23 protein-coding genes are annotated in these 25,936 nt (G+C 45.8%); 7 read left to right on the forward strand and 16 right to left on the reverse strand.

The features are described 5' to 3' along the window. Nucleotides 1-50: 50 nt before the first annotated feature. The 4 genes from hisC to QT996_RS12865 all read right to left on the reverse strand — a co-directional run bounded on the left by hisC (nucleotide 51) and on the right by QT996_RS12865 (nucleotide 4,169). Nucleotides 51-1,097: a histidinol-phosphate transaminase gene (gene hisC, locus QT996_RS12850; RefSeq protein WP_333046941.1), complete on the reverse strand. Its 1,047-nt coding sequence runs from the start codon at nucleotides 1,095-1,097 to the stop codon at nucleotides 51-53. Nucleotides 1,098-1,139: 42 nt separating this feature from the next. Next, nucleotides 1,140-1,853, reverse strand: a complete 714-nt coding sequence (locus QT996_RS12855; RefSeq protein ID WP_333046942.1) for a glycerophosphodiester phosphodiesterase family protein — start codon at nucleotides 1,851-1,853, stop codon at nucleotides 1,140-1,142. Further along, nucleotides 1,850-2,704, reverse strand: coding sequence for an alpha/beta hydrolase (locus QT996_RS12860; RefSeq protein ID WP_333046943.1), 855 nt, complete (start codon nucleotides 2,702-2,704; stop codon nucleotides 1,850-1,852). The genes QT996_RS12855 and QT996_RS12860 overlap by 4 nt, the downstream gene beginning before the upstream one ends. Before the next feature lie 184 nt (nucleotides 2,705-2,888). Further along, the gene (locus QT996_RS12865; protein ID WP_333046944.1) at nucleotides 2,889-4,169 is read right to left on the reverse strand and encodes an esterase-like activity of phytase family protein; all 1,281 of its coding nucleotides are present in this window, start codon (nucleotides 4,167-4,169) and stop codon (nucleotides 2,889-2,891) included. Nucleotides 4,170-4,190: 21 nt separating this feature from the next. Here QT996_RS12865 and QT996_RS12870 point away from each other — a divergent pair, with 21 nt between their 5' ends. After that, nucleotides 4,191-5,525: a tetratricopeptide repeat protein gene (locus QT996_RS12870; protein WP_333046945.1), complete on the forward strand. Its 1,335-nt coding sequence runs from the start codon at nucleotides 4,191-4,193 to the stop codon at nucleotides 5,523-5,525. Nucleotides 5,526-5,594: 69 nt separating this feature from the next. On the opposite strand, the gene QT996_RS12875 is transcribed toward QT996_RS12870, so the two are convergent. Then, nucleotides 5,595-6,116 carry a GNAT family N-acetyltransferase gene (locus QT996_RS12875; RefSeq protein ID WP_333046946.1) on the reverse strand — a complete coding sequence of 174 codons (522 nt, stop codon included), beginning with the start codon at nucleotides 6,114-6,116 and terminating at the stop codon, nucleotides 5,595-5,597. Between the two features lie 81 nt (nucleotides 6,117-6,197). Then, nucleotides 6,198-6,722: a GNAT family N-acetyltransferase gene (locus tag QT996_RS12880; RefSeq protein ID WP_333046947.1), complete on the reverse strand. Its 525-nt coding sequence runs from the start codon at nucleotides 6,720-6,722 to the stop codon at nucleotides 6,198-6,200. A 209-nt stretch (nucleotides 6,723-6,931) separates the two neighbouring features. Here QT996_RS12880 and QT996_RS12885 point away from each other — a divergent pair, with 209 nt between their 5' ends. Beyond that, nucleotides 6,932-8,983 carry an ABC transporter ATP-binding protein gene (locus QT996_RS12885; protein WP_333046948.1) on the forward strand — a complete coding sequence of 684 codons (2,052 nt, stop codon included), beginning with the start codon at nucleotides 6,932-6,934 and terminating at the stop codon, nucleotides 8,981-8,983. 115 nt (nucleotides 8,984-9,098) lie between these two features. On the opposite strand, the gene QT996_RS12890 is transcribed toward QT996_RS12885, so the two are convergent. The 5 genes from QT996_RS12890 to QT996_RS12910 form a co-directional block, all read right to left on the reverse strand. Beyond that, nucleotides 9,099-9,317: a hypothetical protein gene (locus tag QT996_RS12890; RefSeq protein WP_333046949.1), complete on the reverse strand. Its 219-nt coding sequence runs from the start codon at nucleotides 9,315-9,317 to the stop codon at nucleotides 9,099-9,101. A 144-nt stretch (nucleotides 9,318-9,461) separates the two neighbouring features. Continuing rightward, entirely contained in the window at nucleotides 9,462-10,679 is a 1,218-nt protein-coding gene (locus tag QT996_RS12895) for a DNA double-strand break repair nuclease NurA (protein ID WP_333046950.1), read from the reverse strand. A gap of 408 nt (nucleotides 10,680-11,087) precedes the next feature. Next, nucleotides 11,088-11,882 carry an HAD family hydrolase gene (locus tag QT996_RS12900; protein WP_333046951.1) on the reverse strand — a complete coding sequence of 265 codons (795 nt, stop codon included), beginning with the start codon at nucleotides 11,880-11,882 and terminating at the stop codon, nucleotides 11,088-11,090. 223 nt (nucleotides 11,883-12,105) lie between these two features. Next, on the reverse strand, nucleotides 12,106-12,840 hold the full coding sequence (locus QT996_RS12905; protein ID WP_333046953.1) for a DUF928 domain-containing protein: 735 nt from the start codon (nucleotides 12,838-12,840) through the stop codon (nucleotides 12,106-12,108). Between the two features lie 140 nt (nucleotides 12,841-12,980). Next, complete coding sequence (locus tag QT996_RS12910; RefSeq protein WP_333046955.1) at nucleotides 12,981-13,721, reverse strand: DUF928 domain-containing protein; 741 nt, start codon at nucleotides 13,719-13,721, stop codon at nucleotides 12,981-12,983. A gap of 336 nt (nucleotides 13,722-14,057) precedes the next feature. Here QT996_RS12910 and QT996_RS12915 point away from each other — a divergent pair, with 336 nt between their 5' ends. The 4 genes from QT996_RS12915 (at nucleotide 14,058) to malQ (ending at nucleotide 18,951) form a co-directional block, all read left to right on the forward strand. Continuing rightward, entirely contained in the window at nucleotides 14,058-15,845 is a 1,788-nt protein-coding gene (locus QT996_RS12915; protein WP_333046957.1) for a CHASE2 domain-containing protein, read from the forward strand. Nucleotides 15,846-15,919: 74 nt separating this feature from the next. Further along, on the forward strand, nucleotides 15,920-16,678 hold the full coding sequence (locus QT996_RS12920; protein ID WP_333046958.1) for a MinD/ParA family protein: 759 nt from the start codon (nucleotides 15,920-15,922) through the stop codon (nucleotides 16,676-16,678). 175 nt (nucleotides 16,679-16,853) lie between these two features. Then, nucleotides 16,854-16,979 carry a photosystem II protein Y gene (locus QT996_RS12925; protein ID WP_445243896.1) on the forward strand — a complete coding sequence of 42 codons (126 nt, stop codon included), beginning with the start codon at nucleotides 16,854-16,856 and terminating at the stop codon, nucleotides 16,977-16,979. Between the two features lie 463 nt (nucleotides 16,980-17,442). Next, nucleotides 17,443-18,951, forward strand: a complete 1,509-nt coding sequence (gene malQ / locus QT996_RS12930; protein WP_333046960.1) for a 4-alpha-glucanotransferase — start codon at nucleotides 17,443-17,445, stop codon at nucleotides 18,949-18,951. Between the two features lie 130 nt (nucleotides 18,952-19,081). Here the strand turns inward: malQ and QT996_RS12935 are convergent, their stop codons facing one another. Together QT996_RS12935 and QT996_RS12940 are read right to left on the reverse strand one after the other, a co-directional pair. Next, nucleotides 19,082-19,963 (reverse strand): RodZ domain-containing protein, encoded by an 882-nt coding sequence (locus QT996_RS12935; RefSeq protein ID WP_333046961.1) that lies wholly within the window; start codon nucleotides 19,961-19,963, stop codon nucleotides 19,082-19,084. Beyond that, the gene (locus QT996_RS12940; protein ID WP_333047000.1) at nucleotides 19,960-20,754 is read right to left on the reverse strand and encodes a pseudouridine synthase; all 795 of its coding nucleotides are present in this window, start codon (nucleotides 20,752-20,754) and stop codon (nucleotides 19,960-19,962) included. Before QT996_RS12940 ends, QT996_RS12935 begins: the two co-directional genes overlap by 4 nt. Before the next feature lie 596 nt (nucleotides 20,755-21,350). Here QT996_RS12940 and QT996_RS12945 point away from each other — a divergent pair. Then, nucleotides 21,351-22,142 (forward strand): DUF2993 domain-containing protein, encoded by a 792-nt coding sequence (locus QT996_RS12945; RefSeq protein ID WP_333046962.1) that lies wholly within the window; start codon nucleotides 21,351-21,353, stop codon nucleotides 22,140-22,142. A gap of 107 nt (nucleotides 22,143-22,249) precedes the next feature. Here QT996_RS12945 and QT996_RS12950 read toward each other — a convergent pair whose 3' ends face one another. The 3 genes from QT996_RS12950 to QT996_RS12960 all read right to left on the reverse strand — a co-directional run bounded on the left by QT996_RS12950 (nucleotide 22,250) and on the right by QT996_RS12960 (nucleotide 25,692). Continuing rightward, the gene (locus QT996_RS12950; RefSeq protein ID WP_333046963.1) at nucleotides 22,250-23,167 is read right to left on the reverse strand and encodes a phosphatidate cytidylyltransferase; all 918 of its coding nucleotides are present in this window, start codon (nucleotides 23,165-23,167) and stop codon (nucleotides 22,250-22,252) included. Nucleotides 23,168-23,436: 269 nt separating this feature from the next. Further along, the gene (cbiT, locus tag QT996_RS12955) at nucleotides 23,437-24,030 is read right to left on the reverse strand and encodes a precorrin-6Y C5,15-methyltransferase subunit CbiT (protein ID WP_333046964.1); all 594 of its coding nucleotides are present in this window, start codon (nucleotides 24,028-24,030) and stop codon (nucleotides 23,437-23,439) included. A gap of 99 nt (nucleotides 24,031-24,129) precedes the next feature. Beyond that, the gene (locus QT996_RS12960) at nucleotides 24,130-25,692 is read right to left on the reverse strand and encodes an aminotransferase class I/II-fold pyridoxal phosphate-dependent enzyme (RefSeq protein WP_333046965.1); all 1,563 of its coding nucleotides are present in this window, start codon (nucleotides 25,690-25,692) and stop codon (nucleotides 24,130-24,132) included. Nucleotides 25,693-25,936 lie beyond the last annotated feature (244 nt).

Genomic DNA, 25,936 nt, shown 5'->3' on the forward strand with positions numbered 1-25,936 from the left:
ATCAGAGGACTAAAGCCATTACTAGAAACTAATTTTAGTGCGATCGTTATTTAGAGAATTTCTTTCAAAGTTTTAACTAATATTTGATTCTGTTCCTCCGTACCTACACTAATCCGCAATTTGTCTTCTAATCGAGGCTGATTGAAGTATCGAATCAATATTCCCCGTACTTTGAGTGTTTGATAAATTCTTTCTGCATCGCCGTTTGGTGGTCTAACTAACAAAAAGTTGGTTTGCGAGGGCCAAACGTCAAAGCCTAATTCCTTGAAGCTAACGGCTAGTTTTGCTCGCGAAGCCTTAATCTTTTCGGCGTTGGCTGTTTTGTGGTCTTGATCTGCGATCGCAGCCGCCCCCACTGCATAAGCTAAAGCATCCACATTATAGCTGTCTTTGATTTTATGTAATTCTGCCAGCAGCGCCGGATTTCCTATGCCAAAACCCAGCCTCAATCCTGCCAGGGAATAACCTTTTGAAAGCGTCCTCAAAACTATAACATTACAGTATTTTTTTGTCAATTCCAAAGCATTGTCTTCTGCGAAATCTACATAAGCTTCGTCGATAACAAGAATGCCCGATAACTCTTTAGCCAGTTTCTCCAAATCTGCAACAGATATGGCTGTTCCCGATGGACTGTTTGGCGAAGCTACAAATGTCACAGCACCCTGTGCTGCTATTAGCAAATCGACTGGTAACTTGTAGTCGTCGGGATAAGGAACTTCAACAAATTCTGCATCTTGAATTGCTGCCAAAGTGCGGTACAATACATAGGTTGGCGCGGGACAAACAATCGGTTTCCCAGATTCGCCCACAGCGCGAACTATCAAGTTTAATAAATCGTCGCTGCCGTTACCTACAACAATCCAATCGTCAGCCACTCCCAAAACTTGACTAGCAGCAATGCGGAAAACTTTGCCAGTTGGATCTGGATAGCGTCGCAGCATTTCTCCGTCTATTTCCTGAAGCACTTTTAAGGCTTTGGGAGAAGGCGGATAGGGATTTTCATTAGAATTTAATTTAATAATTTTTGTGCCTAGCGGTGGCTGTTCCCCCGGCACATAGCCAGACATTTCGTGGATGCTTTTGCGAAAGTAATTCATCTATTATCTGCGTTTATCTGCCTTCATCTGCGGTTAAAAAGATCATATCAAACAATTAGTGACTATCCGCGTTATACCCAAATCAATTAACTTTTGCATATCAGCTCGATCGTCCACCGTCCAGGCCACAATGTCAACTCCCTGACTCCGGCTTTCTGGAATTAGTGCGGGGTTTTCCAGCAACACGCGATACAGACTGCTAATCAAATTATCCTGATGGGCTACAGCTTGAGCAAATTGAGTTTTGTATGCTTCTAGATTAGCAACAATGTGTCCGATCGCCAAATCGCCAGATAGCCGCCGCACTTGTTCCAGAAATCCATCGTTAAAGGAAGTAATTACGCATTTATGTTGGATCTCTGCGCCCTTCAAAGTGTTGACAAAATCCGCGACATCTGCATCAGACCACTCGCAGTGAGGTTTGACATCAAAGTAAAGAAATTTGTCAACATTTTTGAGGATAGCTAATGATTCTTTTAAGGTAGGAATTTTTTCTTGTGAAAATTCATCGCTAAACCATTTTCCCGCATTAAGTGTCTGCAATTGAGACAGAGTGTTTTCCCTAACTTTGCCAGAAACTCCAGTGATTCTATCTAATGTTGCGTCGTGAAAAATCACTGGTACGTTGTCGGCGGATAGCTGGATGTCAAATTCGATCGAATGAGCTCCACGGGCGATCGCCAGTTCAAAAGCTGCTAAAGTATTCTCCGGGGCGATCGCGGAAAATCCCCGATGTGCGATAATTTCTACATTCACTGTCTTGCACCTTCTAAAAAATCGGCCACAGTTTGATTAAAAGTTTCCGGTTGAGTTAAAAAAGACCAGTGATTCCCCGGTACTTTTGCAACGGTAAGATTTTTCAAGTATCTCTTGTATGGCTGCATTTGCCAATCCATGCGATTTACGCCTTTTTCCGGCTGTACAAACAAAGTCGGTATCTCAATATTTTCAGTTAAACCCGCAACTTTCATCACTTCTGCAAATATCTGATTTCTGGCTGCAATCGCAAATTTACTGCCCCAAGTTCCGTCGGATTTTTGTTCGATTTGGTGTTGGAATACCTTTTGCTGCACGTCACTCCAATCTGCGTATTCTCCCGATTGTTTTGCTGCTGCTTCTGCTTGGGCTAAAGTCGCAAACGGGCCCACACATTTGAGACAGTCTAATTTTCGGTAAACAATTTGCAGGGTGAGTTTCATCGCGGCGGGCATTTTGGTGATGAAGATGGGGTCTACTAAAATCATACTGCAAAAGCGATCGGGATTTTGCCTCGCCCAAATCGCTGCTAGTTTTCCGGTCCAAGAATGTCCTAAAATGTGTGCGTCAGGCCAGTTGAGATGTACCATCAAAGCTTCTAAATCTGCGATCGCACTTTCAAAAGTATAGCCTGTTTTCGGTTTGCTACTTTCTCCGTGACCGCGCATATCTGGCGCTACAATATGATAGCGGTTAGACAAGTAATTGCCCAAGCTAGTCCAGACACACGCACTATCTGCTAAACCGTGCATCAGTAGCAAACGGGGAGATTTTTCTAACCCACTTTCTGGCTGCCATTCTAGGTAGGAAAGTTCGATTTCTGGTAATTGCAAAGTCTTACGAGTTGGCATGATGAGGGTGTTTTATAGTTGAATAAATTTTATTTCACCTCATTTATACTATTTTTGTTAACAGGCAAGATGCCTGTTCCACAAAAAGTGAATTTTCTTCTAGTGTTTTCATCAACAGGCAAGATCCCTGTTTCACAAAGAATAAATCTTCTTGTGGGGAGGGCTTCTAGCCCGCCCTTCTGACTTAACCTTTGCCCTTCAAACTCAACAAAATAAACTGAGTTTTCTGCGCTTCATCAAAATTGTCATCGCTGACTAAAACTAGACTCTGGCTGCCATCTGGCAAGCGCGGGCCGAGGGTCATCCCTTCTAAATTGTACAACGGAATTCCGAGTTCGCTTAAGTCTAGCAGCAACTTTTTCTTAACAGGTTCGACTGCCACTCGCCCTTTAAAACTCTGGATTCTCGAAGTATCTGTAGCCGCCCCAACCGCTACTTGATAAATCCTAGCGCCGTATCCCGACAGCCCAAAAGAACGTTCTAAACTCAAAATCTGACCGCCACCTACAGTTACTAATTCTGTTAAACCGTTCAAAACTGTCATGGGAACTTGGTCTAAGTTGTAAAGATTTTCTGAGACTAATTGCGGCGTTTTATCGACGATAATATAATGTAAAAGACGGAGTTTGCTTGCCTGTTCTGGGTCTAAATCTTGCATTAACGGCGCTTCCGTAGCTGCGAACAAACGAAACGGATCGAGACCGCCCGGACTAAAGGTTTCTGGGTCGATGGTTAAAGATTCAAAACCTAAATTGTCCACCACTCCTTGCTGTTGTTTTTCATCGCTGGCATCGGGAATATAGCGCTTTGGGATTGGCAAATTTCCCCGCATTTGCCCTGTTTTGAGGTCAAATTCTCCGAGAAAAGGAGGGATGCCAACATGAGTTACGCCTTCGCTGGCGACAAATACTGAATTGCGGGGAGAAAGGGCGATGCCTTCGGGATTGATGGAACCCCAAGAGAAGGTTTCACCGTCTGCGTTTTTGAGGGAGGTAACGCCTTCAACGGTAACTTTTTTCAGGCGAATATTTGCTGGATCGCTTGATGTGAGGTCGAGTCTGAGACTGTAAAATCTGGCTTCTCCGTTTTCGCTGGGGTCGTCGGACAAACCGTAAAAACGATAAGCTTTGGAAGTGACTGCGCTAATACCTTTGGGGTCGTAGGTAATTCCTGACAAACCGCCGACTGGTACCCCTTCAAAATTGATTTTTGGCAATTGGTACTCGCCCAAAAAGTCCAGGGACATTTCTGGAAAAGAACGGTCTTTTGCAACTGCGGGAGGGGGGGCGCAAGCTGTGCAAACAGTTAAGACAATTAGGGCTAGACTAAATAAGCGTAAAATACGTTGGCGAAGCCCTCGAAGAGGATCGCCCAGCGCCTTGAACTGAAAACAATTGCTCAGTACGGTGACATTTATTTTGTTGCTCTTGTTGAACAGTTTGCTTTTGTGCCATCTTTGTGACATAATTTATACCGTTTTGTAGATATGCAAAACTTGATGTTTCGAGAAGGAATGCCGAATCGCGGCAACCAAATTTTGAGAATGAGAAGTTCTGTGCCAATTGGGTGCTTGCTTTTCTTGTGGCTGTGTGCTGGTTCTATTGCTAGCGCCCAAACTAATCCACCAGGCCTCGATCAATTTTCCCCTAATCCTCTAGAAATTACCACACCCGATCCCCTAGCTCCCGCTAACGAATCTTTGAGCAGCACTCAGCGGGACGAACTGGCAGCGGCTTTGGAAGAGTTAAACTTAGAAGCAGCGGCTAAACTGGAAGCTGGAGACGGCGCTGGTGCTTTTGAAATTTGGTTCCGAGAATTGCGGCTGCGGAGGTATCTGGGCCCGGCGGCGGAAATTGCTGCTTTGAGTCGGGTGGGAAGTGTTGCTTGGAGTAACGGTAAAAACCTGGAACTACAGCTTATTACTAAACGGTTGCAAGCAATTCAAAAACAAGTCAAATCCCAAGTACCAGTTAATACTGAGTTGCTCCCCGCCTTCGCTGCTGCTTTTCAGCAGGTGCGCGCTAAAGGGCCGACTGTAGAAGTTTACCAAGAAATTCTCGAAAATGCGCGCCAAAACCAAGATATATTGGCTGAAGGTCAGATTTTGAAGGCGATCGGGCTAATTCACATCAATTGGTTGAGTTACGATAAAGCTGCTCCCGTGTATGAGGAATTGGCAACTTTAATTCAGGAAAACCGCGCTTTATTTGCTGCTAATTCTGCTGTGCCAACTTCTGCTGTAGTTGCTGGAAACGGTGCACCTCCGCAGCCTGTAACTCCTCCAACTGAGGTAGATACTTTGAGACAGTTGGCCTACGTTTACCAGCAGTCGAAACAACCCCTAAAGGCGATCGCAGCCAGGGAAAAACTAGCATCGGTGTATCTTAACTTACAAAACCCGAGTGCTATACCACCGCTAAAAATTGCGATCGCCAGCGATTACCAAACAATAGGTCAAATCAATTTAGCAGCTCAATACTATCAGGAAGCATACAATTTAGCCGTCCCCATTCAACAGTATGGCCAAGCTAGTGAAGCTTTGGATAAATTAGCTTTACTTTATCGAACGCAAAAGCAGTGGGAACCGACTTTGCGGATTTATCAAATGCAGTTGCTGTTAGAAGAACGGGCTTACAATTTCTACGGATTGATGAACGCTTACGACAATTTAGGTCAAGTTTATCAGGAAATGAAGGCTTACGATAAAGCTTTGGAATCCTATCAACAAGGGTTGGAAGTGGCTAAACGATTGGGACACAGACAAGAGTATTTTGCTAAGAAGATTCTCAAGGTTAACAAGCAATTGCAAAGGACTTCGTAGTTGTCAGCCGACAATAATGACAAATTGCAATGTGAGTAATTTGAATGTAGTAAGGTGTGCATTGCACACCTACAACACTACTTTTGACTCGTATATTTCTCGCGAAATAGAGTAATATAGTACATCAGTTTCGTAAAAATGAGCATTTTTTTCATATTTCATGCCAACTTTTTGTATCACCCGCTGGGAGGCGATATTTTCTGGGCGAGCGATCGCAACTATTCTCTCCAACTTTAATATTTGAAATCCATAGTTTAGACTTGCAAAAGATGCTTCTGTCGCCAATCCTTGATTCCAATAAACTTTGTCGAGGGTATAGCCGAGCTCAACTTCCGGTGTCTGATCCAGAAAACCCAGTCCGCAGCGACCAATCATTTTACGGTCTATTTTATGTACTACAGCCCACATTCCGAAGTTGTTTTCTTCCCAACGTTCGAGCATGGTATGAATGGCGATTTCTGTTGCTTCTCTAGTTCTAACTCGTGCGAGGTATTTCATTATTTCCGGATCGCTGTAGATGCGATACAGATCGTCTAAGTCGTCTGGCGTAAATAGTCTCAGATACAATCGGGCTGTCTCTATTTGTTGCATGATTAATATAATTTCTACTACTAGATTATGATACCAGTTTTGATAATTATTGCTACAAACATTTTGGTTGGATTTCCTTCCTCAACTCAACTCAACTACTTTTGACTGGTAGATTCTTCGCGAGATTGAATAATATACTCGATTGGAATGGTCGAGGTTATGCTGGTATCTCATCCCCACTTTTTCCATTACCCGCCGCGAGGATCTGTTTTCGGTATGTGCAACATATCCAATTTTTTCTAGTTTCAATACTTCAAATCCATACTTGAGGCTAGCCGCTGCAACTTCCGATGCTAAACCTTTCCCCCAATACGCTTTTGCTAACACGTAACCGACTTCTACTTTAGGTGTTTTGCCTAAAAAGCGAAGCCCCCCATCGCCGATCAATTGGTTATTTTCTTTATAGACAACAGCCCACAAACCGAAAGCGTGTTTTTCCCAATGTGCGATTATCTGAAATAAATCTGCTGCTGTTTCTTTTCTATTTCTGACGCCTTCGCTCAAATACTTCATCACTTCTGAATCGCTGTAGATGCGGTACAGATCATCTAAGTCGTCTGGCGTAAATTGTCTGAGATACAATCGGGCTGTCTCTATCTCTTGCATGATAAATATAACTTGTCCCAGTAGATTATAATACCAGTTTTGTCGACCTACAAACATTTTGGCTGGGTTGAGGAACGAAACCCAACCTGCTGTTACAAGGAAACACTCTTTGTGAAACAGGCATCTTGCCTGTTACTGATAGTAGTGCCAAATATTCATTTTATTTGTTACAATTATTAACTAGATATATTGTACAGTTTTTGCCATCAATGACCATTTCCTCACCAGTAGCAGACACCAAAAACAAATCCGGCCAGGAAACAGACTGGCGGTTATTCATGAGGTTGGCATCTTACGCAACCCGCAGCAAACGCTTGCTGATTATTTCGATCGCACTATTAGTACCACTAGCAGTCTCAGGAGCAATTCAACCCATTCTCATCGGACAGGCAATTTCGGTAATTCGCTCGGAACCTACCTACGAATTCTTGCGGGGAGTGCCTCTATCTGCTGCATTGAATATTTTGGCTATTTTGCTGACGCTAACTATAACACTTAGATTAGCACTGCAATCAGTTCAAGGCTATTTAGTCACGAAAGTAGGGCAAATAATTACTACAGATATTAGAAATGATTTGTTCGCCCACGTCACATCGCTAGCAGTGAGATTTTTCGATCGCACTCCTGTCGGTAAACTGATGACTCGCCTCACCAGCGATGTAGAAGCTTTGGGAGAGGTTTTTTCTTCAGGGGCGATAGGCATTGTTAGCGATTTATTTTCAATTTTAGTAATTGCCATTTTCATGTTTACCATGCAGTGGCAACTAGCTTTAATGTTGGTGCTGATGATGATACCAATTACCGCAGTCATAATTTATTTCCAGTACCAATATCGCATCGCAAATTACACTACAAGAGAAGAACTTTCCGATCTCAACGCACAACTGCAAGAAAACCTGACGGGTATTGGTGTAGTGCAGCTATTCCGCCGCGAAAGATTCAACTCTGAATTGTTTCGTGTCACCAATAAACGCTACATTAAAGCAGTTGACAAAACTATATTTTACGACTCAGCCGTATCTGCGACATTAGAATGGATTGCTTTAGTAGCGATAGGAGCAGTTTTGTGGATGGGTGGTCAAAGGGTTTTAGCCGGTAATCTTAACTTCGGTACTCTGTCTGCATTCATTTTATTTGCTCAGCGTCTCTTCGATCCGCTGCGGCAATTTGCAGAGAAATTTACCGCCATTCAAGCAGGATTTACCGCTGTCGAACGGATTAGCGATATCCTCAACGAACCGATCGAAATTAAAGATCCAACTAGCGGGAAGAAGGAAGAGGGAAGAGAAAAGAAGGAAGAAGGAAAAGGCAAGAGGCAAGAAGGAAGAAGGGCACGTTATTCACCGTTGTTGATAACTGGACATCCAGAGACAACGGCTTACAACTTGTCTCCGTTCGATGGAGGATTAGCAGATAATCATCAAAATCCAGCAAGTTCAGAATATCGTTTATTGCCTAACAATTCCCAATCACCCCCCGCCATCCCCCCCAAGCTTCGGGGGGGAGAAAATGCCAAATCGCAGAATTATGAATCAGGAGAAATCCAATTTGACAACGTGTGGTTTGCTTACAAACAAGACGAATATGTGCTGCAAAACCTCAATTTCACCATCAAATCCGGCGAAAAAGTAGCATTAGTCGGCCCCACCGGTGCGGGCAAAAGTTCGATTATCCGTCTTCTCTGCCGCCTTTACGAGCCGACGCGAGGACGAATTCTGGTTAATCATGTCGATATTCGGGATTTGCCTCAAGCAGAGTTGCGGAGGCACATAGGCGTAATTATCCAAGATGGCTTTCTATTTGCTGGTGACGTGAAGAGCAATATCAGCCTGGGAGAAAGTTACTCGATTGAGGAAATTCAAGCAGCAGCAGAAAAGACAAATGTTGCCCGTTTAATCGAACAGTTACCTCAAGGTTACGACACGCAATTGCGGGAACGGGGAACGAATCTTTCCGGGGGACAAAAGCAATTATTAGCCTTTGCTCGCGCCGCTATTCGCAATCCCAGTATTTTAGTGCTCGACGAGGCCACTGCTAGTTTGGATGTGGGGACGGAAGCTTTAATTCAAGAAGCTCTAGAGCGTTTGATGGCGGATAGAACGGCGATAATTATTGCCCACAGGCTCTCGACTATCCGAAATGTCGATCGTATTTTAGTGCTCAAACGCGGGCAGTTAGTAGAATCTGGCAGCCACGAAGAATTGTTGCAGCAAGAAGGGTTGTATGCCAGTTTGTACAAGCTCCAAATGCTGGGAAGCTAATATCTGAAGGAAGAAGGAAGAGGGAAGAAGGAAGAAGGAAAATTCTCGGAATCCCCAGATACCCGGCTTCTAAAAGAAGTCGGGTATTTAAAAGAATCAAAAATCAAAAATCGGATCACTTGCCCGAAATCATTTTCCCCAGGGTTTCCGGCAAGTGAATTATATGTTGGAAAAGCTGGTTGGGTCCGATGCCAAACAATAATTGCATCGCCAGCACAATTGCTGCTAAAGCAATCGCTGTCCCGATGCTGGCTTTCAACACTTTAAACGCCCAATTAAAGACTAGCAACGATACAAGTAACGAAGCAATTAAGATAATTAGTTCTATTGGCATATAACATTTTTAACTCTATTTTAACTCTACATAAATTACGTATCAATACCAAAGAAACCGGGTTTTTCATCGGTGTTAAAAGCCGGGATGCAGTATTTCCGTAAACACCCAGTTTCTACGTCAAGGACTACTCTACTTATTACTTTAAGCAATACTGCCACGCTTCCGTGTTTCCTTATAAGAAATTCCCACATTTTTTAAGCCTGCTTTAATCATTTGCTGCTCTAACAAAGCGAAAAAGCGACTTCGATCGCCCCCCGTGACTACCGCTTGATTGTGAGCTTCTGCTAGTGTCACCGGATAGCCGCCGCCTTTGTGTACTTGAGCCAGCATCATTCCTAATGCTAAATCTAGCTGTGCTGTATCTTGTGCTACCCATTCCGGCACTTCTATTCTAGCAATTTCTGTGCCAACGTGAACGTAACAGAAATAGACGGAATTAAGACCGTACAAATCTAAAATTCGAGCTTGGGATTTCCATAAAGGGCTTCTTTGTCCCGGTGACAGGATTGTTGCCCACAAGATGGCATCCCGCAAGGGTTCAAATTCTTGACAAGGTGCTTTATCGGCGAAAGAAATTGTGGCGGCAAATCCGACGTTCGGGCAATTTGTCATGCAGTCTGGTACTTCGTGGGTGCAAGCTTCAAACCGTAAAAAAGATAAACTTTCGCTGCTGCGAGAAGCGCTTAAGTATCCTAACAGCGGAATTCCTGCTAAACGCAACTTGTCCCAAGCTTCTAAAATTGGCAGCAAAATTTGATCGCGAGCTTCGCTGGGTAACTGTTCCAAAAACCAATAAATCAGGGAACCGTCTACCATTGCTAAAGCTGGCGCGGGCAATTTATTGTCGTTAACTTTTGCCCAATTGCAGCCCATTTCTGCTAAGGCAATTGCTTCGGAAACTGCCCGCCGGTATCCCATCCATTCTTCGGTTCTAATTCCCCACTGCCGCGAACCGTACAAGTCTTCGGGTTTGTAGAAAACTTCGGGCACGCTGTCTAAAACTGGGTGGCGGCTTTGTCCGTAGTGCAGCATGACTGTGCCGACATTTAGCAGGTAGCAGTAGGCTATTTCGTGATGGTTGGGGGAAATTTGCGAGCCGTCTGTGGCGAAGACTGTGTGAGCTGCGGGGGGTGCGGTGATGTAGGTGCGATCGTCCAAGGGCTCGATCGGCGTGGCAGCATTGAATAAAGTGCGATCGCGCCAATTCTCTTGCAATTCCACCAATTTTTCCTGTTCGCCTGCCGCCTTGACCAGCAAATTCTGAGCCACTTCCAAACGTTGGCGAGCCGCGTGAGCTTCCACATTCAAATGTTGGCTCATTCCCTGCATTGCCTTGGCTGCTTTAGTTAAATCGAGCATTGGTTTTAAGTCTCAATATTAGAAAGCTTTCACGCTGAGAAATTATCAAAATACTTTTCAATTTTTTGGTGCCGAAGCTTGGTTTTTTGTCATACACGCGGTTTTATAAATTATAATACTTCCTACCCGCCCGCAGAAATAGTAAAAAAACCGGGTTTTTGAGGTCAAGAGTACCTGCAATAGTCTATAAAAAAAACATTTTTTTTTCGAGCGCCTTGCTTTTTTGAGGGATTTCTGTTATATTTATCTTATAATGGGATGGTGGCAAAAATAATATTTTTGCCACCATCCCATTATATTAAAATACCATGTCTAAGCCGCAAAAGTCAACACAAAAGATGTAAAACTTTGTGATTTTTTTTGACTCTGAAAAGCGAAAAAAAATCCCACCTGTAAACAAATCTAACCTCAACAGTCGCTCGGCAGCCAATCTGCAAAATCTCCGGCAAACTGCGACAGAGAAAGCAATTGAACTGGTGGATTTTGAGCCACAGATTCCCGTTCGGGCAAAGTATTGTAACCCCAATCAGCCAAAAATAACCTCACCTGAGATAAATCTGGCTGCTGCTTCACCGACAGCAAAGTTTTTAACCTGTCTTCCACAAACCAAATAGTCGAATCTTTGCCAGACGCGGCCAAAAATTCCCGCAAAATTTGGTGTTTCGGCTTGTTGTATTCCTTACCAAAAATCAACTCTGACGGCATTTGTACGCCTGCTAGCTGCAAAAGTTCCCGCACAAAACGGCCTTCCTTCGTAGTGACGATCGCCACTTTCACCGAACTCTTCTGCAAAGAGTGCAGGCGATCGGCTACCCCTGGATAAAATCGGTGCAAAGACAGCCACCCAGATAAATCATCAGCAATCCAATTATCGCGCAATCCGTCTAACATAGCACCGACAGACTGCGCTTTCAAATTATTTTCAGTCAATAAATGCGGTACAATATTGGGCCATTCTAGCAAAATTTGCTCTGGGGAAATTCCTGTCAGTAGTGCGCGGATCAGCAGCGGCATTTCCCAACCGGTTTCGATGGCGGGGCGCACTCGGTAAAAACTCAAAGCTAAATCTGGATCTGGCACTGTTTCGACTGGTTTCCAGATTTGACAGTAGGTACGCCAAGCGGTTTGGAAATATTCGATTAGTCCGTCACAAATCACACCGTCAAAATCAAGAGCCAGAATTGTCGGAAAGTTATTAGCCATCAATCGATTTTAGATTTTAGATTTTGGATTGAAGAATTGCAGAATTTGAGAATTGAACAAAGCGATATCACTGATAAATCCGGGGACTTGTTATCGGATACTATTTTTTGGTGGTGCCAGGATAAAGACGGGGACTGGTACCCTGGCTGCTTTCGGTCACTGGATTGAAGAATTGAAGAATTGACTATGCAAACACTCAGGAATGATTGGTCAAGAGTGGTTATTAAAAAGACTGAACTAGCGGTTGATCGGCGATCGATTCTAGTCCTTGGGACTGCAACAATTGCGTCCACTCGGTCGTCAGCCGCGAATCATCGGGTGCGACGCGCCGCATTTCGGCTAGAGTAGCAAGAGTCTCGTACCAAATCCCATTTTTAGCATAAGCAATCACCTTAGCCATAGGGTCGGGATTTGCCAAATCCTTCTTGAGATTTACCTGGGGTTCAATTCGCTGCATCCATCCTTTAACAATATAATCTCCCGAACGCTCCAGAGGATCGCAGGCTAGTGCAAACGACCACACATATCGCTTACCAACCTCAATATTTTTTGTCTGGTCTTTCTCAGAAAGGCTAACTCCAACAATTCCGGCTTTGTCATTTTTTAAAGTAGTTTCGTAAACTACTTCGGATTCATCTGCGTTTAGCAAAATAAACTCTACTTGAGCCGCCGGTTGAGAAACATATACAAAAAATGTTGGCGACTCTGTTAGCGTTAAGCCAATATTGCTTTCCGGTATTAAGGGAGTAATGAATAAACCATCCCGTAACTTACAGCCTCGATGCGTCCCCCCTTGCCTGTTGTCGGGGGCTGTTACATCGGGAGGTTTGAAATTAACATTCTGACTCAGCAGAATGGGTGCAGGCACAGCCTGCATCGGTGTAAGCAAACTGGGGAGAGTAACGGCGATCGCCAATACAGTCATCGCCAGTGCAGTAAAATGTATAAAACGTTTCATTTTTCCACCAACTTGTAGAAATATTTATAGAGCGCATCTCTAATGTTAACCCGGAGTTTTAGCCCCGGGCGCGATCGGGTAAATTTGTCAATTTTACATCGCCATCGGAACACCGACAAAACTTCAAGAAATACCGAGATTTAAAGAGGCCCAACCAGCGGTTGAGCTGCAACTGATTCCAGTCCTTGGGACTGCAATAATTGCGTCCACTTGGCTGTCAGCCTCGCATCCTCCGGTGTCTGACGCCGCATTTGGGCTAAAGTAGCGAGAGTTTCGTACCAAATCCCATTTTGAGCATAAACGTTGAGCCTAGTCATCGGGTCGGGATTTGCCAAATCCCTCTTGAGAGTGGCCTGCGGTTCAATTCGCTGCACGAACCCTTTAACAACTAAATCAGCCGATCGGTCTTGTGGGTCGCAAACCATCGAAAACGACCATACGTATCGCTTGCCAACTTCAAGGGATTTGTTGTTGTCCACGGTAGCAGGAATACTAACTCCAACAATCCCGGATTTGTCAAGTTTAAAGGTTTTTTCGTAGACCACTTTGTCCTCCTTTTCGTTGAGCAAAGTAAACTCAATTTCCGGCGAAGTCTTAGGAATATAGACAAAAATTGTGGGAGAATCTGTTAGGGTTAAACCGATATTACTTGGAGGCACTAAAGGAGTAATAGATAAACCCGCTGGACAAAGCTTGTTGCCGCGATGTGTCCCTCCTTGTCGGTTGCCGGGGGCTGTTACGTCGGGAGGCTTGAAATTAACATTTTGACTCAGCAGAAGCTGCTGGGATTGTGCGCGCATCGGTGCAAGTGAACTGGGTACAGTAGCTGCGATCGCAGCTACGGCGACCGCAAGTGTAGCCCGATGTAGAAAACGTTTCATTTTGTTGTACCTTTCACTATAATTCCAAACACAGGCATTCGCTAATGGCGACAAATATTTTTGAGCTGCTAGTCGAGGGCGCAGATACACAATTTAAACCTTGACATATCATCAATAACATTAATTAATTCGAGCGGCAAGTGGATTCTCTGTTGGAAAAATCAGGTTGCCTAGGTCGCAAGTATCATTGGATACAGTTGCTCACCACGTACTGTAAATTTTTGTAACAAAGTGGTCGGAGTTTCCGAGTGTTCTAAGATGGAGGAAGTCTCCAGCAGGCGGGAAATGTGAAACAACTGCTGTTCCAGAAACAAGTCAAACTTATATGCTGGGATAATGAGTAAAATATCTAAAAAAATTCGATCGGCAGCGACTCAATTGAGTCAAATGTATAAACCATCACTAGCATTTGCTAGGTCTGTATTAATTGCCAGCGCGGCAGTAACATTATCCTTGATGGGAACTCGACAGCTAGGAATACTCGAACCAATAGAATTAAGCGCTTACGATCAAATGCTGAGGTGGCGTGCCGACGAAAAGCCAGACTCGCGCTTGCTAGTTGTAGGGATTACCGAAGCAGACATTCAGAAACTCAAACAGTGGCCGATATCCGATCGCAAAATAGCTGAAATTTTACAAAAACTAGAAAAAATGCAGCCAGCAGTAATCGGTTTAGATGTACTGCGAGACGTACCTTTAGGAGACGGGCGCGAGGAATTAACCAAAATTTTACAAAAAAACGATCGCATTATCGGGGTATGTTTAGTCACCGACGGCAGCCCGGACAATCCCGGTTCTCCGCCTGCGCCGGGGCTGCCCGAAAAGCGGGTGGGATTTGCAGATTTCGGAGTCGATGCGGGTGGCATACTCCGCAGGGCTTTATTATTTATGAAACCGCCGACAATTGAGGGCAACTCCTCGGGAGACAAACATCTTTGCAATGACAACTCTCAAGTTTTATATTCCTTCAACCTGCAGCTAGCACTCCGCTACCTGCAAAGGCAAAAAATCTCTCCTCAACTGGCACCGGATCAATCTTTATGGCTGGGAAAAACCCAATTAAAACAACTCGAAAGTAATGACGGAGGATACAACAATGCTGATGCCAGGGGATATCAAATATTAATTAACTATCGTTCCCGGCTGCAAGTCGCAAACCAAGTCAGAATTACGGATGTTTTAGAAGGGAAAGTTGACCCCAATTTAGTTAAAGATAAAATAGTTCTCATCGGTTATACCACAGAAACCGTTAAAGATTTTTTTTATACTCCTTACAGTGGGCGACAACAAAAAAATCAATTCATGCCGGGGATCGTGGCACACGCACAAGTAGTCAGCCAAATTTTGAGTACAGTTTTAGACAACAGACCGATGTTTTGGTTTTGGCCGGAATGGGCAGAAATCTTGTGGATTTCGGCATGGTCAATTGTGGGAGGAACCGTTGCATCGCGGATGGCTCACCCAGCGCAGTTGGCGCTGACATTCGCAGCCATGCTTTGCGGCTGCTGCGCGATCGGGTTTGGCATTTTTCTGTTAGGAGGGTGGGTGCCTGTGGCCGCGCCAGCCTTAGCATTAATCCTAACTGGTGGCAGCATTGTATCAGCAGAAAGATTTAATAAAGCCGGATACGCCAAAGCAATTAGCGATCGAGTAAAACAAGTCTTCAAAATCGAAATAGACCAAGCCAAAAAAGAACAGCAAGTCGCAGAAATCACAGAATCTGATTTCTTTAAAGAATTGCAGCAAAAGAAAGATAAACTGAGGATTAGCAAAAAAGAAACCTCTGAAAAAGCACCTTCCCATCCCCAAGAAATAATTGCAGGTGCCGCAGAGCTTGCCAATGCCGAAAGTCAGACAGACGACTACTTAGCTCAGTTGCAGGAAAAAGCCAAACAGATGCAGCAGCGCGCCTCCGTGACTGAATCCGAAAGCAGCTCACAAACGGGTGCGATCGATGCCGGCGGCGGTGCTAGTTCAGCCGAAACCAAACCGGATGACGAGTTCAGCGATTTGCAAGCCAAAGCCAAACAGATGCGGCAGCGCAGGGGCGCACAAAAGAGCATAAAAGATGAAAAAATTGATAGTTTAACTGACAAGGAGGATTTGGGAGGAAAGGAAGAATGACAGACTACTCGACTGCATCGAGAATTGCATCATAATTATTGATTCTCGCCGTTTCTTACCCTCATACGCAGATCATGTCCAAAATCATCTCTGTCCACTCTTACCGGGGCGGAACTGGCAAATCGAACACGACAGCAAACCTCGCAGCTATTATCGCTCGTGGCGGAAATCGAGTCGCCATTGTGGACACCGACATTCAATCACCAGGGATTCACGTGCTGTTCGGTTTCAGCGAGAGCAACATGGATCACTGCTTGAACGATTACCTGTGGGGGCGATGTCCGATCGCGGATACGGCATACAATGTGAGTTCCCTGCTGCCAAAATTAGCCAGTAACGGCAATCTCTACCTGATTCCTTCGAGTATTAAAGCAGGGGAGATAGCGCGAGTTTTGCGGGAAGGCTACGATGTGGGACTGCTTACCGACGGCTTTCAAGAACTGATCGAGGTTTTGAACTTAGACTACCTATTTATAGACACGCACCCGGGGCTCAACGAAGAAACCCTCCTCAGCATCACCATTTCCGACATCCTGCTGCTGATTCTACGTCCGGATCAGCAAGATTTTCAGGGAACGGCTGTCACGGTAGATGTGGCCCGCAAACTAGAAGTTCCCAAGATTTTGATGACGATCAACAAAGCCCCAGAATCCCTGGATTTCGAGGATTTGAAGCAGCAAGTAGAGAGTATTTACAACATCCCAGTGGCAGGGGTGCTGCCTCACAGCGACAAGATGATGCTGCTCGGCAGCAAGGGGGTGTTTGCGCTGCACTTCCCTAATGACCCTCTAACTAAGGTTGTGGAAGGGATTGCGAAACAGATTGTGGGATAATTGGTGCAGCGAATGCCGATCGCCCGCCCAGGAGTTTCGCTTTCGATCTCAATTCCTGCGGAGCCATGTCCTCCTGCGTATCCGGAATATTTGGTTAAAGAGTCAGGAGAACAGCGACAAAATGAGATACAAATAGATTATGAGAATTTGTTAAAAAACTTTAGGAGGAGAACCCATGGATATTGACTTCCGCATACTAATAGTATTGATGCCCGTATTGTTGGCGGGCGGCTGGGCTGCTTACAACGTCGGCGCTATAGCTCTCAAACAAGTGCAGAAATTGTTGAACAAGCAAGCTTAAACTCAGCCTCTTTTCAGGTACTTCCGCAGCCGACTGTTTTTTGAGATACAAAACAGTCGGCTGATTTGTGCATTGGCTCTGCTTAAGTGATGGATGATTTTGGGCGGGCCATTTACCACCGCAGAGAGATGGAGCGAAAGCAAAAGAAAAGTTAGATTTAAAAATTAAGCAGAAACGGGGTACGCTCAAGCAAACTACTTTGTTGCAGCAAACGAGCCTGGGTAAAAAAACTTAGTTGCGAAAGCGAGGCGATCACATAACTTCGGATTTGGATGTTTTCCTCTCTACTCAGGAGTTGTGAGTAGAGTCCTCTAAAAATATTTGGCAAGCACGTTTTCGCAGAAAATATGAGACAATCACAAAAGTATTTGCCCTGACAATCGCCCTAAAAACTGCGAAGTTTAAGTTGTAGGGAATATCGGTCAAATTGTCAATGTTTAATTCCTATATCTTTAGATAGATTATGCTTTTTCCCCGATCGAGCGGCATTTTACTCCACCCCACATCCTTTCCCAGTCGATTTGGCATGGGAGACATGGGAATAGAAGCATATCGCTTTATTGACTTTTTAGTAGAGAGCGACCAGCAATACTGGCAGGTATTGCCGCTGGGGCCGACAGGATACGGCAATTCTCCTTATTCGTGCTATTCCGCAATGGCGGGAAATCCGCTGCTGATCAACCCAGAACTGCTGCGGGACGACCAATTGCTCGCCGATGAAGACTTCGCTAATTTACCCGAATTTCCGCTCGATTATGTAGACTTCGAGCGGGCAATCGCCCTGAAAGTGCCTTTGCTCAAAAAAGCTTGCGAAAACTTCAAAGCCAAAGCATCCCCGATCCAGCAAAAAGAATTCTCAGGTTTTTGCGAAAGCAAAAAGAATTGGCTGGAAGATTACGCCTTATTTATGGCACTCAAAGATCACTTTGGCGGTGTTAGCTGGAACAATTGGGAACCCGAAATTGCCCGTCGAGAACCAGAGTCCCTAGAGAAGTGGCGCCAGCAGCTAAATGCTGAGATTTATTACTACAAATACGTCCAGTTTGAGTTTTTTCAGCAGTGGACGGAGTTGAAAAGCTATGCTAATATGCGGGACATTAAAATTATTGGCGATATTCCGATTTATGTAGCTCACGACAGCGCGGATGTATGGTCTCATCCAGAAATATTTTGCTTGGATGAAGCTACCGGAGAAGCAGCTTTAATGGCCGGAGTTCCCCCAGATTACTTTAGCAATACAGGCCAATTGTGGGGCAACCCAGTCTACAATTGGGAGAAGTTGCAAGCCAATAATTTTGAGTGGTGGGTGCAGCGTTTTGAAGCGATTTTCTCTTATGTAGACGTGACTCGGATCGACCACTTTCGAGGATTTGAGGCTTACTGGGCGGTGAAGCGCGGGCAAGAAACTGCTATGTACGGGGAGTGGATTAAAGCGCCGGGAACAGCTTTGTTGGATGTAATTAATGAGAAGTTTGGCAACTTGCCGATTATCGCTGAGGATTTAGGGGTAATTACTCCAGAAGTGGAAGCTTTGCGCGATCGGTTCGAGTTTCCGGGAATGAAGATTTTGCAGTTTGCTTTCGGCGCTGGACCCGACGATCCTTTTTGGCCTTTCAATTACGCTCCCAACTGCGTAGTCTACACCGGCACTCACGACAACGACACGACTGTCGGATGGTTCAATCAACTGCAAGAATACCAAAGAGATGAAGTTTATCGTTATTTGGGCTGCATCGATCCCCAAGGAATTCACTGGTCTTTAATCCGCATGGGTTGGATGTCGGTAGCTAATTTGGCAATTGTGCCGTATCAAGACTTGTTGGGTTTGGATACAGACGCGCGGATGAATTTTCCTGGGAAAGCAGAGGGAAATTGGGGGTGGCGGTATCGGCCTGAAGCTTTGAATTGGGAAGTGCGCGATCGCCTCAAAACTATGACTTACATCTCCAGGCGCGCTCCCAATAAAAATTGATCGTCGCCAAGGGGTAATGGGTAATGGGTAAGGAGTTTATAAAGACGGACATTCTAATTAAAAGCTGTGGACTGCCAGCCCTTACCTCTTCCCTATTACCCATTAACAATTAACAATTACCAATTAACACTTACCCTTGATTCTTAGGCGGTGCTGAAGGCTGGAGTTCGTTTGCTTTAAAAACAACTTCTTTGGCGACTCCAGGATCTCCGAGTGGTTCGGCTTGTCCGTTATTAACAGCAACCATTACTCCACCGGCGTTACCTGCTACCACTACCAATTGCTTTTGAGCCCCCCAGGTGCGAACAGTCCCGGTCGGCAAAGTTCCCTCAAACTCTGTTTTACCATCGACTTCAACCTGCATCCACGATTCTGCTTTAAAAGTGACGCTAACCATCACTGGTTTATTGCCAGATTTATTTAAATTTTGACCGGTTCTTACTGCTTCGACAGCTTCGTAACTATCCGGTTTCTGATTTTGTGAGGCTCTCGATGCGTCAGCAGCTAAACGAGCTTGTTCTTGCTGCCCAAGCGCTAGTTCTTCGGCTCCCGCACCGTTTTTTGCGGTAACAGAACCGCTCATCAACTGAGATAAGACATTGACTGAACAGATAATTAGAAATGTGTAAAAGAGGTAGAGGTGCATCGGCCGCAACTGAGGCCCATCTTGCCAGGATAGCTTGGTTCTCGATCGGGGCGGCGGTTCGATCGGGAAAAATTCGGCAAACTGAGTTCCGTCCAAACCCATTGCTTCAGCGTAGCGCTTGATCAAACCCTGAGTGTAGACGGGTTCGGGAAGTTGGTCTAGTTCACCGTCCTCGATGGCTTGCAGCAGATTCCGCCGAATCATTGTTACCACGGCTACTTTGTCCAAACAAATAGACTGCTGTTCGCGGTACTGACGGAGTTGATTTCCAATTTCCGCTAGCTTCTTCTGAGCTGTTTCTGGCTCTTGAGAGTGCCGTTTCTGCTTAGTGGTTTTGAAGAATAAAAACAATAAATTCTTTGTCATATGCTGTGCTCCTGGGAATTTACTGGCACGCTTATTGATGTTAGGTTGACTAGATTCCATAAATAAATAATTTCCGCATCTTCTAGGGGTCGGCAGCCGCCTGGTGGCAATATTGGGGCACCGGGGCGCTGCAATTGAATCGGGCCAATGGCTGTGCGGTGCAGGCGCACCACGGGATATCCCAACAGCTCGGCTGTTCGCCGAATCTGTCGGTTTCTGCCTTCTGATAGAATGACTTCTAACAGAGTTTCGTCTCGCGCGCGATCGAGAACTCTAACTTTCGCGGGCAAGGTCTTTCTGCCTGACAAGACAATGCCCTGACGCCACGCTTGTAGTATGGGTTCCGGGGGATCGCCGAGCACCCAAACCTGATAAGTTTTGGCGATCGAGTGACGCGGATGGGTCAAACAAAATGTCAGCTTACCATCATTGGTGAGCAAGAGGGCGCCGGTGGAATCTGCATCTAAGCGTCCTACGGGGTGGATGCCTTGACCCGATCGCAATTTGGGCGGCAGCAGGTCGAGAACTGTCGATCGGGCTCTGGGATCGCTGCAAGTAGAAACTACGCCTGCCGGTTTGTTGAGCAACATATAGATCTCTGCCGGTCGATCCGTTGGTTTCACCGGGACTCCATCGACTTGGATGAGATCGCGCTCCGGATTCGCTTTTTGTCCTAAACGAACAATATTGCCATTAACTCGGACTCGTCCAGCTACAATCATCTGTTCTGCAAGACGGCGAGAGGCAATGCCCCACTGGGCGAGGATTTTTTGCAGCCTTTCATCAGACATGACGGGAGTGTGGAAACCCCCTACTCGCGAGCGGTGGGGGAGGAAACACGACATGGTTAATTGCTTAACCTTACTACTAAGGCTCAATTCCTGGTTGGGAATAAATTATAATGCTGACCAATCATTACAGCACGCCCGACCTGATGCAGATTGTCCTGATGGCATGACCCTGAATGTTGTGCAAAAACTACGAGGAAAAGACTCGCGGTAGGCACAGGCTTGCACCGTTGCTGTGCGGCTGTTTTGAGAGGTGTGGGTTTGACCTGACCCTAAACCAACACTACCATAAATCCCGTACTGCTGGTTAAATTTATACGCTCGAACGCGAATTTTTCCTCCGGAGGGCACAAGTCGCGAACTAAGGAGAGATCCCGAGGGGAAAAGGATGAGAATTTTTCTGCTTCTGGCATTGCTGATTCGAGATGTCTGCTTGCTTCTTTCATTAATCGGACTTGAGTTCATCAACCCGGTTTATACGGAAAATCACAGGTTGACGGCGGTATATCTGGGCAGAAACCGGGTTTTTGAGGCCGAATGTGCAAGTTCTAGTTAAATTTCTGTGCTTGAATATTAAGGTTTATATTCTGAAATTGTTTATGACTGTCGATCAAAACTCTCTTCAATTTGACAATAGAGATGCCGCTGCTGGCTCTGGTGGGACTGTTAATCTCGGCGAGGAGCCGGGGAGACCTTCGCCGAGTCAAGGCAGCCGGATCGCGAGCGCAGTGCTCTCTCCGGCGGTGCAGTTGTGGCTGCGATCGCAAGTTCAGCAAGTGGACGAGTTGAAGGTAAAAATTGAGGGGAGCGATCGACAAATCTTCAGCGGTGCGATCCCCAAAGTCACGGCAGCCGCTCGCGGTGCTGTGTATAAAGGACTACACCTAACTCAAGTTGCCATAGAGGGCTGTGGCATTCGCATCAACCTCGGTCAAGCTCTCAAAGGCCAACCCCTGCGCCTCCTGGAATCGGTTCCCGTGACAGGCGTTTTGAGGCTTAGCCAAGCGGATTTGAATGCGTCGCTGAAAGCGCCTTTGCTTTGCTTACCTTTGAGCGAATTTTTGCTGCCTATGCTGCCACTAACAGATAGCGAACAGTCGCTGAAGTTGCAAAATTCGCAGATTGCTATTGAGGCGGGTTTGTTGACGCTTTCGGCGACAATTTTGCGCGCTGGCGGCAGGCAAATTCCTTTGGTATTGCGGACTGGTTTGCGGATAGCCAGCGGTCGCGAATTGATGTTTGAATCACCAGAAATCGAAATGGATGGAGAATTAAAGAGCAGTGATTTCAATGGTTTTAAAATTGATTTTGGGCCGGAAGTTGAGATTGAGGAGTTAATTTTGAGTCCGGGGGAGATTGTTTGTCGGGGAGGAATTAGAGTTTTACCTTAGTTAGTTAACAGTTGACTTTAATCTGGTTCCTCGGTAGATCCTGGGAATACATACCCAATGCCCAATTCCCAATGCCCAATTCCCAATTCCCCATGCCCAATTCCCAATTACCGATTAATTAAAAAAGAGTCGATCGCGGGCAAAAATAAAGTCACAAAATAGTAGACTAAGGGCGCGGTAAAAACATAACTGTCGGTGCGATCGAGAATGCCGCCGTGACCGGGGATCAACTGTCCGGAATCCTTAACCCCGGCGTCTCGTTTCATCATCGACTCAGTTAAATCTCCCAACAAGCTAGCAACGCCAATCAACAGACCAAAAGCAGCCCCAGTATAGGGCCACCCCGGCCAGTGTAAATACCAAGACCCAGCGACTGCCACGGCGATGCTGCCACAAACTCCAAATACGGCACCTTCAACGGTTTTTTTGGGGCTGATGTGGGACAGGCTAGTGCGGCCGAAGAATTTGCCGACAAAATAAGCCCCAATGTCCGCGGCCCAGATGCAGAGGAAAGCCAGCAGTAGCGAAGTCAATCCTAAAGATATGCTGCTGGAATTTGTCCAAGACGGGGACGGGTAAATGTTAACCGGCAAATTGCTTGCTACTGCTTGCGAAAGGTGGGTTGTAGCAAGATTGGCTGGGTCGAGGCCGACTCGCAGCCGTATCCAATAGCTGGGCAAATAACCGCCGTAGAACAATCCTAAAACTGAAGCGGCAATATCGGCGATCGTCGATAACTTCGGTTGGAACAGCAAGTAGAAACAGATGAAGGTTCCAGCTAGTGGAAACATCGCATCTACGAGTTGCGGTGCAAGGGCCGCGGTAATTAGCAGAACTTGACTGACAACTAAGGTAGTTTTGGCAGCGGGTGCAATGCCTTTAGCCCTGGCTAATTGAAAATATTCCAATTGACCTAGGTAGACGATGATCCCGAAGCCGACGGTGAAGTACCATCCGCCCATAATAATCATTCCCAAAGCAAGGGCGATCGCAACTATTCCACTGAGGATACGAGACCAAGGCATAAAATGAATTTCTCTTGCAGACGGCGGCGGATCATTCGATTTTAGATTTTAGATTTTAGATTTTGGATTTTTATAGAGCACGAGTCGATCTCTTGCACTGTTAACCCCCATCCCCCATCGGTCATCCAAAATCTCAAGTCAGGCGGTCAATCCAGCGATGGTCGCCCTTATTCTAAGTATGAAGGTTAAGTGAACTTAAAAAAGATTAAGAATTACAGAATTAATCGGTGTATCCATGTCAAACTTCGTGTCGTGCCTTCTTCTTCCTTCTAATCCAGCTTTTCGCCGCTGAGAATAAATATGGGATTGACGGCGGCAAAGGTTTGACTGAGGCCGCGAGTCTCCAAGCGGTTGACGGCGGACTGGACTACTTCGATGTTGCGGACTTGCAACTCGGCGAACCCTTCGGAAAGGGCGTAAAGATTCTCTAAATTCGAGGCTGTGGCCACAACTCTACCGTGGGGTGGCAAGTACCGCCAGACTTCTTGGAGAATCGCTTTAATGGGGCGACCTCCTTCGATGCAGACTCGGTGGGGGGGTTGGGGCAGGTTTTCCAGGCATTCCGGGGCACTGCCTTCTATGACTTCTACGTTGTTGAGCTCGAATCGATCGCAATTTCTGCGAATCAAGCTTGCTACTTCTTCGTCCCTTTCGACGGCGATAATGCGACCTTTGGGACACAGCAAACCTGTTTCTACGGCGATCGTACCAGTACCTGCACCGATGTCCCACACCACTGAATCTGCTTGCAGCCGCAGGTGGGAGATTAACAGCAGTCGGACTTCTCGCTTACTCATGGGAATTCCCGGTAAACGTTCAAATAAGTCATCCGGGATGCCTGGAGTGACGTAGGGCCAAAGCATAGTTATATTTTTGAATTTTGATTTTTGATTGAAGCAAGACGGCAGTTGGAACTCGCGGAAGAAGTAGAAATTCTCCCAATTTCCCCCAAGCCTTAATATTTACTGTCGCACAACCTTGAGAGTTTGGAGGTTTCTATCGCTACAACCTGTGATTTTGCCGCCGGCGGCAAGGATTTGTTGCAGGTAGTCAACGGCTGCTGGGGTAATGATTTCACCGGGCATCAGGACTGGTATTCCTGGGGGGTAGGGACATATGAGTTCGGCGCACAGGCGATCGACTGCTTTGTCTGCGGGTACTGTTTCCGCTGGGAAAAAGAATGCCTCGCGGGGGGAAAGGAGAGGGGGAGAGGGGGAGAGTGGGAGAGTGGGAGAGTGGGCAAATCTTCCATCGGACATCGGACTTCTTCTCTCGGACTTCTTCTTTCTTCCTTCTTCCTTCTTCCTGACATCCGTTACATCCGTTACAGAATCCGTTGCCGAACTTCCTTCTTCCTTCTTCCTTCTTCCTTCTAAAATCGTCAAAGCTTTAACTAAATTGTCAATATCTAATTCTGTATTTCCCAGGCTGATAATAAATGTTAAATGTTGGGGCATGAGAAGTTCTGCGGTGACGGCGAGTTGAGAGTGCATAATTTCATCGGCGGCAAATCCTGTGATTCCTAAATCTGATACTTTTACTGTTAGCCTGGTTCGGTCTAATGCTGCAAAACCCGGTGTATTTAACGGTTCTAAAACAGATAAGCCGGGAATTTGACTGATGCGCGATCGCGCTTTTTCTGCTAGCAGTAAAGTTTTGGTCATTAACTGTTCGCCGTGGAGTGCGATTTGTTGGCGGGCTGCGTCTAGAGATGCTAATAGTATGTAACTCGGACTGGTAGATTGTACTAACTGTAATGCTCTATTTAATTTTTGGATATCTATGCGATCGCCCTTGACGTGCAGCATCGATGCTTGTGTCATTGCACCGAGGGTTTTGTGGATTGATTGTACTGTTAAATCGGCGCCGGCTGATAGTGCCGGTTCTGGCAAGTTTGGATGAAAGTTAAAGTGCGCGCCGTGAGCTTCGTCTACTAATAACGGTATGTTGTATTGATGGGTAATTTGGGCGATCGCCCGCAAATCCCCGCAGACGCCGTGATAGGTTGGGTAAACTATCATTACTGCTTTAGCGTCGGGATTTTGTTCTAATGCTGCGGCTGTAGATTCTGGGGTGATGCTGTTGGCAATATCCCAATCCGAGTTGTACTCTGGATTGACAAAAATTGGAATTGCACCGGATAAAATTAAACCAGAAATTGCCGAGGAGTGGATATTTCGAGGTAGGATAATTTTATCTCCTGGGCCGCAAGTTGCTAAGATGGCGGCGATAATTCCGCAAGTCGAACCGTTTGCCAAAAACCGAGTTGATTTTGCTCCAAATGCTTCGGCGGCTAAGTCTTGAGCTTCGGCAATGGCACCTTCTGGGTTAAAGAGATTGTCTAACTCCGGCAATTCGGGCAAATCCGATCTAAATACTGTTGCACCGAATAAGTCAATTAGCGGTTGAGAGATTCCTTGTCCGCCTTTGTGTCCGGGGGCGTAGAATGGGGCGTGCGGATGATTTGTGCGATCGCGCAAGGCATCTAATAGAGGCGTTTGTTGTTGAGAGTTTGCTGGTGACATGATTAATCTTGATTGCTGTATTTGATATCTAAGTAGAGCGCTATGAAAAAACCCTAATGTCTTGTAGGGGCGAGTTGAGCCAGTATCTTTACTCTCAGACAGTTTATTGCTTTATTCACGCGCCCTCCCCATGTAATGTTTATTTGTAACCACCTACTTAGCTTAACGCCAAAGGCATAATTTTAGGCAGACGTAATAGTTAATTATAGCTATTTAGATAGATGTGTTTGCAGCTATCTTGAGT

It is taken from the genome of Microcoleus sp. S13C4 (genome assembly GCF_036700865.1).
Lineage (GTDB): Bacteria > Cyanobacteriota > Cyanobacteriia > Cyanobacteriales > Microcoleaceae > Microcoleus.